This is a genomic window from Moorena sp. SIO3I6, from assembly GCF_010672095.1.
Genome location: NZ_JAAHHU010001622.1, coordinates 1 through 1,123, shown reverse-complemented (window position 1 = coordinate 1,123; position 1,123 = coordinate 1). Strand labels below are relative to the sequence as shown.

The following is a 1,123-nucleotide window of genomic DNA, read 5'->3' as shown; positions in this document are numbered from 1 at the left end:
ATAACTCTTAATAGTTTCTTTAAACCAAACCGCACATTTGAACTTAAACAACATCTAGATTTTTAGTAAATAAATCAATATTTTTTTAAATTATTGATTTATTATTTATTGCATAATTTTAGTTAAACGAAATTTTATTGAATATAAAAATTAAAATATTGTTGATTATGTCTTCTGCCAAATGTATTATGCATTGCTGTTATGAATTTTTAATAGACAACAGCTTATACCCTTGGCGACACCATTTGTTGTTGCCAAGGGGATAACTAAAGAATAATTTCAGCTATTTCCTTGATGGGACTTTGGACAAACTTCCTATTGACCTAAGCTCTAATTGAAAAATTTTGCTTCCTTTGAGGCTACTTCAGGCTTTGGTTAAGCAATAACTTTGAAGTTGGAGGCAAAAACTATTTTCCCCCCTTGCGCCAAGGTATTCCTACCGCAACCATATCCTCAGGTTCAGATTCCGATAAAACACAGTTTCTGAAAGCTTTTGAGAGGTTTGATGCTCTAGGGATAGATGTTTGATCCCCTTGGTTTTGTCCAAAGTCCAAGCCAGATCTAAGTTAACTCAATTTCTAAACTTGAATGTCATTACCTGCAATGTCATTATCTCCAAGGTCGAAGAAATTACCAAATACATTGCGAGACTCAGCTTCTAGGTCAAAGTTATCCCTAATTTGGGTTGCTCTGATCCCGACAATAGCCCCCAAAGCGATAAAGAGACCTCCACCATCGCCGGTACCATCGTTGTCACTGTCAGCAATATTATCAGTGATTGTGTTGTTGCCCAGGAACATGGTATTTCCACTATCGACAGCAATGCCGCCGCCATTGACTTCTGCGGAGTTACCAGTAATCTGATTGTTGAGCAGCAGCACTTCGTTATCAATGCCAAGGACACTGACACCACCGCCACTATCTCCTGTCAGGTTGTCAATAATCTGGTTATTGAATATCTGTACAACGTTGTTAGTTACTTCTCCCGAAGTACCGATTTCTATGCCAGTGTTATCGTTGCTGATTATAGTGCTATCAATAACCTTTACATTTTGACCTACGGCATTTATATCAAAACCATTGTCTCCATTTTCGCTGAAGGTGCTGTTGATAACAAATGATG

1 pseudogene is annotated in these 1,123 nt (G+C 37.5%); it reads right to left on the bottom strand.

Going from position 1 to position 1,123, the window contains the following annotated elements:
- Positions 1-578: 578 nt before the first annotated feature.
- Positions 579-1,123, bottom strand: a pseudogene (locus F6K49_RS51735) (hypothetical protein); the annotation flags it as partial.